This is a genomic window from Chitinophaga sp. RCC_12 (genome assembly GCF_041360695.1).
Taxonomy (GTDB): domain Bacteria; phylum Bacteroidota; class Bacteroidia; order Chitinophagales; family Chitinophagaceae; genus Chitinophaga.
This window is the reverse complement of record NZ_JBFUPS010000009.1, coordinates 80452-96962: the sequence shown is the minus strand read 5'-3', so window position 1 is coordinate 96962 and position 16511 is coordinate 80452. Positions and strand designations below refer to the sequence as shown.

The window sequence follows — 16511 nt, the reverse complement described above, 5'->3', positions numbered from 1 at the left end:
TTTGAACTGTTTTGGGTTCATAATTAAATTACTTTTTCAAACGCCTTGTTGGAAAAAGGGTTGCCCAAAGCCTTGCCGGATGCGCCGCGAACGCTTCCGGCTTTTTTTTGCAAGCCTTTTGGTTGATATTAGTTATTCACATGACTATAAAAATACTTCCGGATTATCCGTGTTGCCGGCGAAGGGAACGGCCACGGGATATGCTATGGTTTTACGACAATCTTCTTCCCTTCTACTACAAAATTTACATTGGCAAATTCCAGCACCTTTAAAAGTTCCGCCAGGCTGGATTTGCGGGAGATGCCTCCGGCGAATTGTCTTTGAGGAATGTTCCCTTCAAAAACAACATCTACATTGTACCAGCGGGATACCTGCCGCATGATGGTTTGGATGTCGGCATTTTCAAAAACAGTGTACCCGTTTTTCCAGGCAATCACATCTTCCACATTCACCTGTTCAATGAGCCTAAGCGTATTATTTTTTTCTAACAGCGCCTGCTGGCCCGGCGCAAGTATTTTCACCTGGTTGCCGGCGTTCACTTTTACCGCGCCTTCCAGTAGTGTTGTTTTAGCATCGGGCTCGTCGTTGTAAGCATTAACATTGAAATGCGTACCTAATACGGCTATATTCATTTGGTTGACCTGTACATTAAAAGGTTTACCGGGATCTTTCGCTACTTCAAAATATGCTTCTCCTGTAATGGCCACCTCCCGCTTCCTCCCGGTGAAAACCGTTGGATATGTAATGGAAGAAGCCGCGTTCAGCCATACATTGGTGCCATCCGGCAATTGCAGCTTGTATTGCCCTCCCCGTGGCGTTGACAGTGTATGATACTCCGCCACATTGGCTTTTCCCTCGTAATTCAGCATACCGCTGTCGTTGTTCACTTTAAAATTGCCATGCTGAACAATATTACCATGCGCACTATCCAGGGTGATCTCCTGCCCATTGGCCAGCTTCAGTACGGCGCGATTGCTACCCGGCGGCACATCCGCCATGGCTATTACCGGTGGACTCACCTTTGCATTGCCGGCGCGATAAAACCACCAACCTGCTCCCAGCAGTATGGCAAGCATTGCGGCCACTGACCACCATCTTCTGAAAAGAGGTACTACCCTCGTCTTTTTCTCTGCCTGCGGATACTTCAGAATGCTATCCAGTACCGGCTGCCACTTTTCAGGAGTAAACGTTTTATCGGCAACGGCATCCGTAAATGCAGGCGCCAGCAGGGCATACCAGTCTATCTCAGGCCGGGAGTCGATGATGTCCAATAGTTGTAGCCTCTCCTCTTCTGTGGACAGATCATTTATATATCGTTCTAACAACTGTTTTATATGGTCTTCCTGTATCACAGTATACGTTTTGTCCCGGCCCGGCCAGGTCGTTCTTAGTAATAGACACCAAAAATGATTACCGGTACTCCTCCGGAATAAAAAAAATTTAAGCGTAATACATAGGAAGTGTTTGTTGCAGCAACCGGCAGGTGGTGGGCATTGACCGGTGATAACAGGGCGTTAATGCGTGATGATCTCTATAAAAAAGATACCCGCTATTAAAGTACCCTGGTCTTTTAGTATAGATTCCTGTATATGGCGTAACGCAATACGCAGTTGGTTCTTTACGGTATTTTCTGAGATCTGGAGCAGGTCGGCAATTTCTTTCCTGGATAATCCCTTTTCCCTGCTTAACTCGTAGATCCTGCGGCGTTGCCCGGGTAGCCCGTCTACCGCTTTGTGGATGGATTTTCTCAGTTCCTGTACAGTAAGTTGTTCGTCCGCGGTAGCATCATGACCCGGCACATCCAGGTACATATCCTGTAATACATGCGCCTCTGTTTTATTACGTTTCAGGTGATTGATGGAAAAATTGGTGGCCATGCGGTAGATATAGCCGGAGAGATTGCTAACAGCGGTCAGCCCTTTTCTATTTATCCAGAGCTTCAGAAATACTTCCGCTACCACATCTTCAGCAGCAGCTTCCTCTTTTACTATTTTAAGTACAATGGGATGAATAATAGCACCGTAATGGTAAAACAGGCGGGTAAAGGCCTCTTCGTCTCCTTCTGAGATTTGTATAACTAACTTCTCTTCATCATATGAAAAAGTACCCGGCAGCAAAGTGGCTTAGATGTTGAGATAACAAGATAATCCTTTGCCGGAAAAATATCAAACTAATTTTATCCGTTCAGGCAAATGAAAAAGCGTAATACCTTCTTCCGGATGGCATCACGCTTTTTCATCTCTATGGCACTAATATCTTACGATGTTATGATTTGATAAAGGCCAGCAGATCCTTGTTGATCGTGGCCGCTTCTGTAGTAGGCATACCATGAGGGAACCCCGGATAGGAAATGAGCTTTCCATGCTTTAACAGGCCCACCGCTTTTGCGCCTGAAATGGGAAACGGAACGATCTGGTCATCTTCGCCATGCAGCACCAGCACGGGAATGTCCACACTTTTAAGATCCTCTGTAAAATCTGTTTCAGAGAAAGCCTTAATGCAGTCGTAATGCGCTTTGATGGCTCCCATCATACCCTGGCGCCACCAGTTATCCCGCACACCCTGCGATATCTTAGCTCCTTCACGGTTGTATCCATAAAATGGCAGCGTAAAATCCTGGTAGAACTGCGAGCGCTGTGTGGCCGTATTTTTTCTGATGTCATCAAATACAGACAACGGCACGCCGTCGGGGTTACCGGCAGTTTGCACCATCAGGGGCGTTACCGCGCTGATGAGCACCGCTTTTGCCACGCGGCCTTTACCATATTTCGCAGCATAACGGATTACTTCCCCGCCGCCGGTAGAATGACCGACATGGATGGCGTCTTTTAAATCAAGCGCCTTGGTAAGCTCCGCCACATCGGCGGCATAGGTATCCATGTCATGGCCGGTGGCGGTTTGACTGGATCTTCCATGACCTCTCCGGTCATGCGCAATAACCCGGTAGCCCTGCTCCAGGAAGAACATCATTTGCCCGTCCCAGTCGTCACCGGACAAAGGCCAGCCATGATGAAATACAATGGGCTGGCCCGTTCCCCAGTCCTTGTAATAAATTTCAGTACCATCTTTTACTGTGATTTTACTCATGTTGTTTGGCTTTATTTATTTGGTTAAAAATTTTTCAGCTGTCATCAATTTAAGCATGTTTAGCTGGCATTCATTCCTGCTAACAAAGATTTAATAGATGTTGTTCGTCTGAAAAACAAAAAATTATTCCGCTGATCTGTATCATGCTTCTTCTCCATTTTACATTATTTCTAAAAAATATTTGGGTAACTCAAAAGTTACATATATCTTTACGTAACTTCAAAGTTACTTATTATGACCAGATCAATTAAGCACCAGTTCTTCTTCGCACACCCGGTTGAAACAGTCTGGAACTACCTTACCAAGCCTGAGCTGATGGAGCTGTGGCTCATGAAGAATGATTTCCAGCCCATCGTGGGACTCGACTTTCAGTTCAGAACAAACCCGATACCCAGCCTTAACTTCGACGGGATCTTCTACTGTAAGGTATTGGAGGTGGTTCCCTTCAAACGGCTCTCCTACTCCTGGAAAAGTGGCCCCGGCGATGGCAAGATCACACTGGATTCTGTGGTAGCATGGAAACTGGAACCAACCGATAAAGGCACGGAACTTTTCCTGGAGCATAGCGGTTTCACGAAAGAAGAAAACCTGAATATGTTCAATGCACTGACCGACGGCTGGCTGAAGAATTTGCACAAAATTGCGGACCGTATAAACGCAGCACAACATGGCAACACCAACACTTGATGCATTCCAGGTAATCGGAGATCCGAGCAGGCGAAAAATGCTGATGCTGCTATCAGAAGATAGTTTGACCATCAACAGCCTGGCAGATAATTTTGATATGAGCCGCCCCGCCGTTTCAAAGCACATCAAAATATTGTATAACGCAGGCTTTATTTCCATCGAGGATATAGGCCGGGAACGGTATTGCACACTGAAACAGGACGGGTTTAAGGAATTGCAGAACTGGATCTCCTACTTCGATAAGTTCTGGACATCTAAACTGAAAAAGTTAGAAACTTTATTAAATAACAAATTCCCCAACTAAAAAATCAACAACATGTCTGCATCAGATTTTAACACTACCATCCTGGTAGATCAAACTCCCGCGGGGGTATTCAATGCCATCACGAATGTTCGCGGATGGTGGTCCCAAAACATTGAAGGCGGTACTGCACAACTCAATGACGAGTTTACCTACCGGTTCAAAGACGTTCACAAGTGTACCATGAAATTGACAGAAGTGGTCCCGGATAAAAAAGTTACCTGGCAGGTGCTGGACAACTACTTCGATTTCACGGAAGACAAAACAGAATGGACCGGTACAAAAATCGAATTTGAGATCTCTGAAAAAGAACATCAGACACAGCTTCACTTCACCCACCATGGACTGGTTCCCGCATATGAATGCTATCATGTTTGCTTTGATGCCTGGAGCAATTATATCGGGAATAGCCTGCGCAACCTGATCACTACGGGTAAAGGCCAGCCGAATCCCATTGAAAATGCTACCATATAAATTACTTTAGGTTATGAATATAGGCATCATCGGCGCAGGCGCTTTCGGAAGCTGCCTGGCATCAAAATTTGTTAAACTGGGACATACCGTTTCGATCGCCAACTCCCGTGGTCCCGCAACCCTGCAGCAAGTGGCGGAGAACACCAGGGCGAAAGCTGTTACTGTAGAAGAAGCTGCCAGGAATAAAAAAGTGATCGTCGTTACTCTTCCCCAGAAAAGCATCATTGATCTTCCTAAAAACATTTTTAAAGATCTTCCGGAAGACGTAGTGGTTATTGACACGGGAAATTATTATCCTACCCTCCGCGATGGCATCATACCGGCGCTTATTCAAAGTGGCATCGACAGCCTGTGGGTACAGGAGCAGTTAGGCGTTCACGTTGTGAAGGTTTTTAACTCTATTGTAGTGGAAAGCCTGGAAGCCCTGGGTCAACCCAAAGGTGCTCAAAACCGCATTGCATTGGCCGTTTCGGGCGACGATACCGCCGCTAAAGAAGTGGTATTTACACTGGTAAACGATGTAGGATTTGATCCCTTTGACGTGGGCACTATCGCCCAATCATGGAAGCAGCAGCCAGGTTCCACCATTTATTGCAGGGATATTAACCTGGAAGAATTAAAGAAAAGGGTACATGCAATGGGAACTGCATGGACAGACATACACAATGTAATCATTGGAAAACGGAACAGCGATGAAGTACTGATGAAGACAGACTATCCAGCCTATCTGGAAAGCCTGCGGGATGAACGGCTATTTCTTTAACAGGTCGTTAATGATGGCAGTAGCCTTCTCTTCAAACCCCTCCTCATACCCTTCAATTACCTGGGCAATTTTTCCGTCTTTGCCGATGAAATAAAAAGTCGGGAAGGCTGCTACATGGTATGATTGCACCACCTCCTTTGCATCAACATACATGGGATACTTTATGTGATAATTCTTTTGGAATCCCAGAACGGATTTCGGGCTGTCCCTTTCCGTCAGGCTCACCATGGCAACGTTTTGGTTTTTATATTTTTCATGAAGACGGTTCAATGGTTTCAGGGAAAGCATACAGGGCGCACACCCGATAAAGAAGAAATCCAGTAACATCACTTTGCCCTTCATTTGTGCAGATGACACCTTCCTGCCATCAGCAGCATGCAAAACCCAACCGGGCGCTGTTCCGCCCGGCGTTAATAAGGTTGGCCGTTCTTTTGGAAGATGAAACCCTTCCGGAATCTTTATGGACGCAAGGTCTATATGATCCTGGTCAAATTGATAATCGAAATAGCGGGTCTCTGAATAATAGTTGGAGATACCATCGCCAATACCACTGCTTCTTGCATGCGCAATGACACGCTCCGGCATACCCGACAACTTATCTATATACAAATGTATACGTGTATAGTAATGTTCTTTATTAATAACCGTATCGGCGCTATTAACCACCAAATGAGCACAGGTGATGGTATTAATGATGGTATCGCCAACCAATTCAGCCGGTCTTCTTTTTAACAGTCCTTCCATCATTTTCAGATAATCCGGCAGTGAACCCAGGATAGCAGCAGCTTTGATTTCTTTCATCTCATAGGTACTGTCGGCAGGATTTATATTGATTAAGCTTTGCCCATTGTAGATAGTTGTTGAAGGAAATTTATTACCACTGAATGTTTGCTCCAGGCTAAACAAATAACCAAAAACTTTATCTTCCGGTGCTTTTGAAAAAATATCCCGGTGATGTATTTCCAGTGTATCGCTGGTATACTCCTTTTGCTTATAAACTGATTGATAGCTAAAGTTCTTATAGCCCGCCATTTTATCAAGGGCTTTCTGCAACAGGGAAACCTGCGCGTGCACATCCAAATGCAACAACACTAACAGGAGGCAAATAAATGGCCCGGTAAATCTTTTTATAGTATAAATCATCTTAATGGTGGCTAGTGTTATATACTTATTTTAACAAGATAGAGCAAATTCCTGTTACTGCTTAATTCTCTCTCTCTATGCAAGACCGCCCTACAAATAGATTTTAACTATTGAAACATAGAAATTAATTGATTGTGATTATTCTTTCAATACCATAACTTTATCATTATGCACAACTAAAAGGTGCAGGCAAGTGTTCTTTCAATACCATAAAACTTCTAAAAATGGGAAAAGAATCAAACGACATCAGTAAATGTCCGTTTCATAATGGCAGTATGAAGCACAATGTTGGCGGTGGCGGCACCAGGAACCGGGATTGGTGGCCCAACCAGTTAAAACTGAGTATCCTGCGCCAGCACTCCTCCAAATCAAACCCGTTGGGTGAAGATTTTGACTATGCCGAAGCTTTTAAAAGCCTCGACCTGGAAGCAGTGAAGAAAGACCTTCATGCACTCATGACTGACTCGCAGGACTGGTGGCCGGCCGACTTTGGTCATTATGGCCCCCTGTTCATCCGCATGGCATGGCACAGTGCAGGCACCTATCGTGTAGGGGATGGCCGTGGCGGCGCAGGCTCAGGACAGCAACGTTTTGCCCCGCTTAACAGCTGGCCGGATAACGTAAGTCTGGATAAAGCCCGCAGGTTGCTCTGGCCCATCAAACAAAAATATGGTAACAAAATTTCATGGGCAGATCTCCTGATCCTTACCGGCAACGTGGCACTGGAATCAATGGGCTTCAAAACATTTGGCTTCGCCGGCGGACGTAAAGATGTATGGGAACCGGATGAAGATGTATACTGGGGCTCCGAAACCACCTGGCTCGGTGGCGACCTGCGTTATGCGCACGGCTCCCCCGGCGTGGAAGAAAATCATGGCGTACTGGTATCAGACGACGACGCAGATGGTAATATCCACGGCCGCAACCTTGAAAAGCCCCTTGCCGCTGTGCAAATGGGACTTATCTATGTAAACCCTGAAGGCCCCGATGGTAATCCAGACCCCATCGCAGCCGCTAAAGATATCCGGGATACTTTTGGCCGCATGGCCATGAACGACGAAGAAACAGTAGCCCTCATAGCGGGTGGACACAGCTTTGGCAAAACCCACGGCGCCGCACCTGCCACCCATGTAGGCGCAGAACCGGAAGGAGCTGACCTGGAAATGCAGGGCCTTGGCTGGAAAAACAGCTATGGCTCCGGTAAAGGTGCAGACACCATTACAAGCGGACTTGAAGTAATATGGACGAAAACACCCACTCAATGGAGCAATAACTTCTTCGAAAACCTCTTTGGATTTGAATGGCAACTTTCTAAAAGTCCGGCTGGTGCCCACCAATGGGTAGCTAAAAATGCAGACAGCATTATCCCTGATGCATACGACAGCTCCAAAAAGCACCTGCCAACCATGCTGACTACCGATCTTGCTTTAAGAATGGATCCGGCCTACGAAAAAATATCCAGGCGCTTCCTGGAAAATCCCGATCAATTTGCAGATGCTTTTGCCCGGGCCTGGTTTAAATTAACACACCGCGACATGGGCCCCAAGGCACGTTACCTCGGCCCCGATGTGCCGGAAGAAGAACTGCTTTGGCAGGACCCTATTCCTGCGGTTGACCATGCGCTGATAGATGAGAAAGATATTGCGGCCCTGAAAGCAAAAGTACTGGCATCCGGATTAAGCGTATCCGAGCTGGTTTCCACTGCATGGGCGTCAGCTTCCACCTTCCGTGGATCCGACAAGCGCGGTGGCGCTAACGGCGCCCGCATTCGCCTGGCTCCTCAGAAGTATTGGAAAGTAAACAACCCCACCCAATTACAAAAAGTACTGGATGCACTGGAAAGCATTCAGAAAGAATTTAACGGCGCCCAGTCGGGTGGTAAAAAAGTTTCCCTGGCCGACCTGATCGTACTGGCAGGTGCAGCCGGCGTTGAAAAAGCAGCGAAAGATGCGGGACAAACCATCACGGTTCCCTTTACCCCCGGCCGCATGGATGCCTCGCAGGAACAAACCGACGTGGAATCAGTAGGCTACCTGGAACCTGTGGCCGACGGCTTCCGCAACTACCGCAAGTCAAAGTTCCCCGTGTCTACAGAAGAATTGCTGATAGATAAGGCCCAGTTGCTCACCCTTACCGCACCGGAGTTAACAGTGCTGCTGGGTGGTATGCGCGTGCTGAACACTAACTTCGATGGATCTAAACATGGCGTTTTCACTTCCCGCCCCGGCCAGCTTACGACTGATTTCTTTGTGAACCTGCTTGATATGCGCATTGCATGGAAAGCAGTATCAGAAGACAGGGAACACTATGAAGGCAGCGACCGCGCCACCGGCGAAGTAAAATGGACCGGCACCCGTGCCGACCTGGTATTGGGCGCTAACGCAGAACTGAGAGCTAACGCAGAAGTATATGCCAGCGCAGATGGCCAGGAAAAATTTGTGAAAGACTTCGTCGCAGCCTGGAACAAAGTAATGAACCTCGACAGGTTTGATCTCGCTTAATTAAATTAAAAGAATAACAGGAGCCTCCTTCACCGGGGGCTCTTTTTTTATGCCCGTTTCTCACCAGCGAAACGCCCTCTAAACATACTGCAGCAGCCATTCCTTTGCCTCCGCATCGTTTGTAAACGACTTCATGGGAATAGGCGGCGTTTTTAACTTAAACAGTATATTCATGATCAGCTTCGACAAGCCCGGCTTTGAAACCATTGCCATGGCAGTATATACATGAGGTAACTGCTCCGTTGAAAATTGCCTGGTAGCCTTATCAGGAACAGGTGAATTGGTAAGATAAATCAGCAAGGGTACTTTCTTACTCCCGGTGATCTGTTTCACCAGTGCAATATTGCGCGAAATATTTTCCACTGTTCGCAGTGTGCTTTTCGAATAGGAATATAAAATGCCCGTACTATCATAATAATAGTCCGCTATTTCTCCTTCAATAAGTGGAATGTTATTGGGCGGGTTCATGGAATGGCCGTTTTATTGTACGCTGTAATTTACTTTCTTAAATCCATCATCAATAATTGCAGACCGGGCCTTAATGGGTACTGTACCCGCCATGGCAGCTTTATTGGAAAAATTTACGGTGACTTTTATCTGGTTGCCGTATATCATTTGTTGCACTTGCCGGTCATCAGAAAGAATATTAAAAGCCGTCACCGGCAGGATCACTGCTTTTTCATGCAATGGTCTCCATACCTTTATATGATCGATGATCCGTGTTTTGTTGAGCTTCCATTCGGCCTGATCAATATGGTATAAAGGTGGCGTGTTATATAAAAGCTCCGACAGCATCCGCGTCCCTACTTCATCCTTTAATTTAAGGGAACCATTTTCCCAGTGCGCGGTGGTTATCACCGCATCATTGTAAACAAGGCGGAACAGCGGCAGTGAATAAGTTGGATCAACATATATTTTTTCATAGCGTTCCTTGATGGGTATTACTTTGGTGTAGATAGATGGAATGGTGCCGCCTTGTCCCCAGTAGCTCCCAACATAATAAGGGCTGTTTTTATTTTCCCTCAGATCAGGATCTCCCCAGAACAGCACCGGCATCTCCAAACCCTGGGCAAATGCCAGTGATTTGGCCGTAAAATCATTTCCACCTTCAGATCCTACCACCATTGCCACTTCATTACCGATGTACTCCATCCGCTGGAGACGGGCCTTAAAATCCTGCTCCTTTGTAGTAATATGACCCGGCGAGTAATCATCAAACACCTCACCGGTAGCATCACAATCTACAAACCAGGTATTGTACGGAATACGATCGCTCAAAATGGCTGCTACCCGTTGTTTTACAGATGGAAATGCCAGCGTGGGATTCAACTGCCTTCCTACCCCTATAAAACCACCTATTTTTTTCCCCGAGGCATTGGTCACAGAAGCATTGTCGTATAAAGATGAATCAGGAAACCAGCAGGTACGCCATTCCCTGTCCTCTTTTGGATGAATGGAATGATAGCTGTCGTATGGGCCAATGAGATAGCCGGATTTATTGGCTTCCTCCACCAAACGCGGGTTCTTCAATCCATCTGCCCAATCAGATAAACCGATCCACGCCTTCTTTATTCCCGACTGGTACATATCCGCCATCAGGCTCACATTTTCTTTTCCCCAGTCGCCGGGATCATCTATAACATCTCCCAGTGCCTTTTTTATTAATCGCTTATTCCAAACATACAGTTGCTGTTCACTCAGCGTGCTTGCTGATGTTGTCCCCGGCATGCTGCCAAAAACATCCGGCTGATATAGTGCTTTCGTCCGGAGTGCTTTATTCAGGGCCTCAAGGATAATTCTTTTCTGATAATCATTAATGGGTGTTTGCTTTTTGCATTCCAGCCACACCTGGTTAAACGCATTGGCAGCGTCGTTTTCTTCATTATCTTTTAACGATTGTACAAGCCGGGAAAAGAACTTTTCTTTCGCTGGCCAGGACGCCTGCAACTGCTTCCACTTGATATTTTTTGCTGTAATAAGTCCGTGCGGCCAGAAATAAATATGTGGCGCGCCGTATAATTTCCGGACATTAGGATTTTTAGCCGCTTTCTCCTCCAGTGTTTCAAACCTGTTTTTTTCCCGGATATAATTTTTATATACGGTACTTACAGCTACGGGATCATTTGCAGTAACATAAATGCTGAAGCCGTAGGTTTTGTCCGGGTTAATGGAAGGGAATTCATGGAAGAAGGAAAAACTGATGTCCGGGTTCACATCGAAATGTAAGTCGCTGTTAAAAACATTTTTCAGTACATACACAATGGTATACTTCGACTTGTTGGCAGCAAAAAATCCCATTGAAAAACTTCCGGGAAAATCTAACGACTGATGCTTTAAAAAAGACTTCCAATAGTTATCCTTAGCAGGAATATATTTCCCCTCCCACAAAGGCAGCATATAACTTTCTGCCTGAACATGCGGCCATACAAATTTACCGGCGCCTTCCGAGCGGATATTAACGTCCAAGTAATTTTCTTTCTTTACAATGTTTACCGAAACAAGAACATCAGGATAGAACCACGATACCGAATCAGCGGTCTTTTTCAAATTGGCTACCCGCATGGGTGGCAGCGGATCGCCCGCTTTTTCTGCTATGCCGTTGTAATAAAGATTCAGCTCAAAGGTTTCCGGGATTACTTCAAAAGTAAAGTCTCCAGCCACCGGTTTAACCTGCTGAAATGCGAATAGTTGGCTATATGATAAGATACAAACAAGCAGGTTAACACTTATTATAATCCGTACAGTTAACATCCATTCCCGTACTTGTTTCATGCTGTTTATTTAAGCGGTTTGCTCAAATATACAATTTCGCTAAAATAAACTGCCCTGTATTACCGCCGGCGGCATCGTAGGATGAAACAAGCCAACGATCGTAAACGGCTGCCTGGCACTTGCATGTACATTTTGCGTAGTACCCAGGAAGAAATACAGGTCGCTGTTCCTCGCGTATTCGTGCAGGTATTTCTTTCTTACCTCGTTGACGGCTTTCAGTTCCTTATCAGCGCCACGCTGTTTTTGCAGGCTTTTCCAATACAGGGACGCCAGTTGCCAGTCTTCCACCGGCAGGGTGATTTCTTCGTTCTTATCATCAATAAAACGGAAAGAAAATTTGTACGGCAGCTTTGGCATCACGGCAAAAGGATCTTCCGGCTGCTCAGCTACCACGCCGCGCAGCAGCTCTTCCTGCAATGCATTCAAGCGGTTGCGGTTCCATTCCCGCTCCGTTTCTTCAACTACAAAATCCAGTATCCTGGCAGGTTTGAATACCACCAGTGAAGTATAAAATGCTTCGTGTTTCGCTTCCATGATGACCGTAGACAGGTTACGGTATACATTCTTCAGCACAATGGCTTTCCGCTCACTCCAGTGATCTTCCGTTCCCAGGTGCCCGGCCTTTTTTACCGGTGCATCCAGGTTTACCGGTCTGAAACTTTCCAGCCGGAAATCCCGGGTATTCCTTTCGAGATCCAGCTCCACCCAATCGTAGAGCTGATATTGTTCGTCATAGGTTTTCTTTGAAAAAGGGATGGGATATATCCTGATAAAAACGCCATCTTCCCGGAAACCGGCGATGCTAACCTGCTCCTCATAATGGGAAGATACGGTGGGATAACTTTTAACGGTGATCAAAACTTTTGTCGAAGGCATGCGCAAGATGTTTTATAAATATGCAAATCCAATGGTTTCCGCCAGGGTTATTTTAAATACTTTCTTCCCCCTGGTGCAACGATGAATGATACGGACCATAAAACAATTCCCGGTAACCTTTTTCTATTATGCGCTGTATTAATTCTCTCCTGTAAAACATCCGGCGAAAATAGGTGAATCGTTGAAAATAAAAAAGTTAGCACCGGTTCAACCCATGTTTTTCCTGGCGGTTTACCCACCTTATAGATTTCCCCCACTCCCCCGATCGAAACATTCTATGCACACAATCCGGTCTATTTTGTGTAATTTGTACGCATAAAATTTTAACACATGAGTTTTCAAGATGAGCTGAAGAAACTTTTTGTTGAAGAAAATGAAATACCCGGGGAATTCCGTATTTCCGAAATTCATCAGAAAGAGTACCTGGTAAACGGGGAAATGAAACAATGGGATGGGCCGGTGAGTGAAGTGTACTCCCCTATCAACATCCCTACTGCAAATGGCCTGAAACGCAAGCTGATAGGCACTTACCCGCTGGGCACCGAAAAAGAAGCCTTTGAAGCGCTGGATGCCGCCCTCGCCGCATATGATAACGGCCGCGGTGAATGGCCTACCATGCGACTGGATGAACGCATCAACTGTTTGTCCGTATTTGCCCGCAAAATGACGGAGCAACGCGCCCTGATTGTAAAGCTGATCATGTGGGAAATCGGGAAATCCTTTGCTGACTCCATCAAGGAATTTGACCGCACCATAGAATACATCAACGCCACCATAGATGCGCTCAAGGAAATAGACCGCAGCTCTTCCCGCTTTGAAATCAAAGAAGGCACCATCGCGCAGATCCGCCGTTCGCCATTAGGAGTAGTGCTCTGCATGGGACCATTCAACTACCCGCTGAATGAAACCTTTACCACCCTGATCCCGGCATTGCTGATGGGCAACACCATCCTCTTCAAACCGCCCAAGCACGGCACATTGGTGCACTATCCGCTGCTGCGCGCATTCATGGAGTCCTTCCCGAAAGGCGTGGTAAACACCATCTATGGCCGCGGCGCTTCTGTGATACCAGGCATTATGGCTACGGGTAAAATCAATGTACTGGCCTTTATCGGTTCCAGTAAAGTAGCCAACGACCTGCGCAAGCACCATCCTAAGCTGAACCGCCTCCGGGCTGTACTGAGCCTGGATGCCAAAAATGCCGCCATCATCACGCAGCATGCAGATATACAAGTGGCCGTGAATGAATGTATCCTGGGCGCATTATCGTATAATGGTCAACGTTGTACCGCCATCAAAATATTATTTGTGCACCGCTCCATCGCCGACGAATTCAATGCACGCCTCGGCGAATCTATCGGCAAAATGAAATTCGGCATGCCCTGGGAAAAAGGTGTGCAACTTACACCAGTAGCGGAACCCGGCAAACCAGCCTATATCCGCGAAGTGCTCGACGACGCCATCGCCCACGGTGCGGCCGTTGTTAATGAAAACGGTGGCGCTACCAACGAATCCTTTGTATTCCCGGCAGTGGTATACCCCGTGAATGATAAAATGAAACTCTACCGGGAAGAACAATTCGGACCGGTAATCCCGGTAGTGCCCTATGATGATATTGAAGAAACCATTGATTACCTGATCGAATCGCCACACGGCCAGCAGGTAAGCATTTTCAGCAACAACGCTGATGAAGTGGCGACACTGATAGATCCACTGGTAAACCAGGTAAGCCGGGTGAATATTAACAGCCAGTGCCAGCGCGGACCGGATGTGTTCCCGTTCACCGGCAGGAAAGACAGTGCAGAAGGCACACTCTCCGTGCATGACGCGCTGCGGTCATTTTCTATCCGCTCACTGGTGGCCACCAAGATGAACGATACCAATAAAAAACTGCTGGAAGATATTGTGAATGAGCACAGCTCCGACTTCCTCAGCACCAATTTCATTTTCTAAAATTACTTATGCCTTGCAGCCATCCGCTGCAAGGCATAATACCCGCTTTTAAGATTTCAGGAACCTGGTTAAAACAGACAACACCACTTCTGCCGCAGGCATATGATCCTGGCCCTTCAGCACGGTGTAAGTAACGTTCGGGATGGCAGCATTCAATTGTTTGGCTACTTCCTGAATAGATTCAGGGCTTTTTTCCCCCACTATAATTTGGGTGGGCGTAGTGAGCGTTGCCACCTCCTTTACGGGCGCTAAGCTACTGGCCAAAGTAGTGTCGTAGGCAAGCGTTGGGGCCAAAGCCACCATGGTTGGCCAGTCGGGAAATAGGCTTTCAAATGCCTCGCCAGGGATGCCGATACCTTCCAGGAATCCGGTAATCGCGGCTTCGTTTTTACCATTCTCCAGCAATTGGTATAAACCCCGGCTGAGGGTTTTAAATTCCTCCAGGTAGGCTTCGTTGTGACAATAAGCTGCGTCGTACATTACCAGTTTACTCACTTTGTCGCCGAGTGTCATAGCTGCCTTTAACGCCAGGATAGCGCCGGAAGAATGACCATACAAAAACGCCCGGCCTCCGGCGGCAGCTATCATCGCCTCAATATCTTCTATTTCACGCTCCACCGCATAAGGCAAGGTATTACCACTGTCGCCACGGCCGCGGCGATCATAATTGTACACCGTAAATTCTTCCGAAAAAACAGATGCATCGTACAGTACCGGGTTAAATTCACGGTGGCAGGTAGCCCCCGTAATGTAGATTAGGGCAGGGCCTTTGCCAGTCATATTGTAAGCCAGCTTTGTTCCATCTTTGGAGTGTGTTGTTTTCATCGTGATCTGTTTTTAAAGATTTGTTTAATGTTCCGATGTAATTTCAACACAAAGATAGATGGGCCACTTACGATAGCTTTGTCCAAAAACCGCTTTGAATGGTAAATTTACCTGTTATACTGATTTCTGAATTCCAAAGGAGTAGCGCCTGCATTTTTCTTAAAGAACTTATTAAAATTTGCCGGATCAGAGAAATTAAGCTGGTAACAGATTTCAGCCATATCCAAATCAGTATATAGGATCAGCGATTTTGCCTCAGCTACTATTCTCTCGTGGATTAAGAACAGTGCATTCTTCCCGGTGGTGGATTTAATGTATTCAGAAAGATATTTAGGGGTAATGGAAAGCATTTCGGCGTATTCATTCACTGTTCTCCGTTCTATATAATTGTCGTTGACAAGCTGGAGAAACTGCTTCAGCAAAATCGACTCAGGTCTGCTGATCCGCTCCTGCTGCTGGTTAAGCTGGATGAAACTTTTTAATTGATACAGCACAGCCAATATCTTCAAACTGGCTACTGTGTGCAGTTTATCGTCTGCGTTCTCATACGCAATAAAAAAATCTTCAAACGCCTGGGAGAACTCATTATACTTTTCCTGCGATAATTCAAAAAAGTGCGTTTGTTGTACATCAAAAAAAGAAAACTGCTTTTCAAAATCCGGTCTGAAGAAAGAAAAACAGGGCAGCTTAAAATAAACAAAATACCCATAGGCAAGTCCTGAGTTGTAAAAGCTGGAAAGCAGTCCGGGCGCCTGGCAAACGAGAAAGCTGTTCATACGCACTTCATTCATATTGTCATAAACAATCTGCGACTGACTAACACCACTCATCAGCCCCATAAAATAAAATGATCTTCTGAACGGGGGTTTATAGAATTTTTTTACGTCTTCTCCTTTCCTCACCCGGAAACAAAACAGATCCGGGTCATTTGTTCTATCAGGAAATGGCGTACTGGCAAAGAATTCATTAATATCATCGTAAAAAGGAATAACACCTTTGGAATTGCCCATTACTTAGAGATGGTTTTGATCAAACAGCTAAAGCACCTTTTTTTACTACACTATTGAAGATAGGAAAAATATAGTAAGCTCAAATAACAAAGCGGCGCTTCATCGTGAAGCGCCGCCAT

Annotated in this window: 15 protein-coding genes; 6 read left to right on the top strand and 9 right to left on the bottom strand. The window is 46.1% G+C overall.

All coding sequences use genetic code 11. The annotated features are described in order from the left end of the window. Positions 1-203: 203 nt before the first annotated feature. The 3 genes from AB6805_RS23830 to AB6805_RS23820 form a co-directional block, all read right to left on the bottom strand. Complete coding sequence (locus AB6805_RS23830) at positions 204-1352, bottom strand: FecR family protein (protein WP_370911961.1); 1149 nt, start codon at positions 1350-1352, stop codon at positions 204-206. 162 nt (positions 1353-1514) lie between these two features. Further along, positions 1515-2117 (bottom strand): RNA polymerase sigma factor, encoded by a 603-nt coding sequence (locus tag AB6805_RS23825; RefSeq protein ID WP_370911960.1) that lies wholly within the window; start codon positions 2115-2117, stop codon positions 1515-1517. A 148-nt stretch (positions 2118-2265) separates the two neighbouring features. Next, positions 2266-3087, bottom strand: coding sequence for an alpha/beta fold hydrolase (locus AB6805_RS23820; protein WP_370911959.1), 822 nt, complete (start codon positions 3085-3087; stop codon positions 2266-2268). A 234-nt stretch (positions 3088-3321) separates the two neighbouring features. On the opposite strand from AB6805_RS23820, the gene AB6805_RS23815 reads away from it, so the two are divergent. From AB6805_RS23815 to AB6805_RS23800, 4 genes are read left to right on the top strand one after another with little or no spacing between them, the layout of a single operon-like run. Next, positions 3322-3774, top strand: a complete 453-nt coding sequence (locus AB6805_RS23815) for an SRPBCC domain-containing protein (RefSeq protein WP_370911958.1) — start codon at positions 3322-3324, stop codon at positions 3772-3774. Next, the gene (locus AB6805_RS23810; protein WP_370911957.1) at positions 3755-4078 is read left to right on the top strand and encodes an ArsR/SmtB family transcription factor; all 324 of its coding nucleotides are present in this window, start codon (positions 3755-3757) and stop codon (positions 4076-4078) included. Before AB6805_RS23815 ends, AB6805_RS23810 begins: the two co-directional genes overlap by 20 nt. 12 nt (positions 4079-4090) lie before the next feature. Further along, positions 4091-4549, top strand: coding sequence for an SRPBCC domain-containing protein (locus tag AB6805_RS23805; RefSeq protein ID WP_370911956.1), 459 nt, complete (start codon positions 4091-4093; stop codon positions 4547-4549). A gap of 13 nt (positions 4550-4562) precedes the next feature. Continuing rightward, positions 4563-5312, top strand: coding sequence for an NADPH-dependent F420 reductase (locus tag AB6805_RS23800; RefSeq protein WP_370911955.1), 750 nt, complete (start codon positions 4563-4565; stop codon positions 5310-5312). Here the strand turns inward: AB6805_RS23800 and AB6805_RS23795 are convergent. Further along, positions 5301-6455 carry a peroxiredoxin family protein gene (locus tag AB6805_RS23795; protein WP_370911954.1) on the bottom strand — a complete coding sequence of 385 codons (1155 nt, stop codon included), beginning with the start codon at positions 6453-6455 and terminating at the stop codon, positions 5301-5303. The two genes, AB6805_RS23800 and AB6805_RS23795, sit on opposite strands and share 12 nt — an antisense overlap. Before the next feature lie 224 nt (positions 6456-6679). Between AB6805_RS23795 and katG the strand changes: the two genes are divergently transcribed. Beyond that, the gene (katG, locus tag AB6805_RS23790) at positions 6680-8956 is read left to right on the top strand and encodes a catalase/peroxidase HPI (RefSeq protein ID WP_370911953.1); all 2277 of its coding nucleotides are present in this window, start codon (positions 6680-6682) and stop codon (positions 8954-8956) included. Positions 8957-9034: 78 nt separating this feature from the next. Here katG and AB6805_RS23785 read toward each other — a convergent pair whose 3' ends face one another. The 3 genes from AB6805_RS23785 to AB6805_RS23775 are packed head-to-tail and all read right to left on the bottom strand — an operon-like array spanning position 9035 to position 12604. Further along, complete coding sequence (locus AB6805_RS23785; RefSeq protein WP_370911952.1) at positions 9035-9424, bottom strand: STAS/SEC14 domain-containing protein; 390 nt, start codon at positions 9422-9424, stop codon at positions 9035-9037. 12 nt (positions 9425-9436) lie between these two features. Next, on the bottom strand, positions 9437-11728 hold the full coding sequence (locus AB6805_RS23780; protein ID WP_370911951.1) for a glycoside hydrolase: 2292 nt from the start codon (positions 11726-11728) through the stop codon (positions 9437-9439). A gap of 39 nt (positions 11729-11767) precedes the next feature. After that, complete coding sequence (locus AB6805_RS23775; protein ID WP_370911950.1) at positions 11768-12604, bottom strand: hypothetical protein; 837 nt, start codon at positions 12602-12604, stop codon at positions 11768-11770. A gap of 330 nt (positions 12605-12934) precedes the next feature. Between AB6805_RS23775 and AB6805_RS23770 the strand changes: the two genes are divergently transcribed. Further along, a complete protein-coding gene (locus AB6805_RS23770) occupies positions 12935-14557 on the top strand; it encodes an NADP-dependent glyceraldehyde-3-phosphate dehydrogenase (protein ID WP_370911949.1) in 1623 nt (540 codons plus the stop codon). 48 nt (positions 14558-14605) lie between these two features. Here the strand turns inward: AB6805_RS23770 and AB6805_RS23765 are convergent, their stop codons facing one another. After that, a complete protein-coding gene (locus AB6805_RS23765; protein WP_370911948.1) occupies positions 14606-15382 on the bottom strand; it encodes an alpha/beta fold hydrolase in 777 nt (258 codons plus the stop codon). A 107-nt stretch (positions 15383-15489) separates the two neighbouring features. Continuing rightward, positions 15490-16392, bottom strand: coding sequence for a helix-turn-helix domain-containing protein (locus AB6805_RS23760; RefSeq protein ID WP_370911947.1), 903 nt, complete (start codon positions 16390-16392; stop codon positions 15490-15492). Positions 16393-16511: the final 119 nt, after the last annotated feature.